The sequence below is a fragment of the Treponema sp. R6D11 genome (genome assembly GCF_054786075.1).
Genome location: NZ_BDHD01000904.1, coordinates 1 through 453, shown reverse-complemented (window position 1 = coordinate 453; position 453 = coordinate 1). Strand labels below are relative to the sequence as shown.

Below are 453 nucleotides of genomic sequence, written 5' to 3'. Positions count from 1 at the left end.
GAATACGCGGCAGTATTTTAGATATACCATAGGCGCAAATCAAAATGCCGTAGATCCGGATTGGCTTGATGTTTCAGGGCTTAACGTAACACTTAATGGAAACTACTGGGAAGCGGCTAACTATCCGTTTACATGGACGGCGGGATCGGAAGAGATAAGGATAACGAACGGAAACAGCGGTCATACCGAAGGCACACAAGGCCCAGGTAACGCTTATTATCTTCGCAGAATTCCCATAGCTTCAAATAATGCGGATTTACAATATACTCTTGCAAAAGGAAAGAACATAGGTATTGATACGGCAAGTCCAACGGTATCAAGTATAAATTCAAGCAATAAGGCCGGCGATTACGGTTTGGACTCTGAAATTATCATTAACGTCGTTTTCAACGAAGCCGTAACAATCTCCACTCCTGCTCCGCAGTTAAATTTAAAGGTATATAAATACAACGG

General features: G+C 42.4%; 1 protein-coding gene. It reads left to right on the top strand.

All coding sequences use genetic code 11. The annotated features are described in order from the left end of the window. A partial coding sequence (locus tag ACYVTD_RS16750) for a hypothetical protein (protein ID WP_461248786.1) occupies positions 1-453 on the top strand: 453 nt, incomplete at both ends.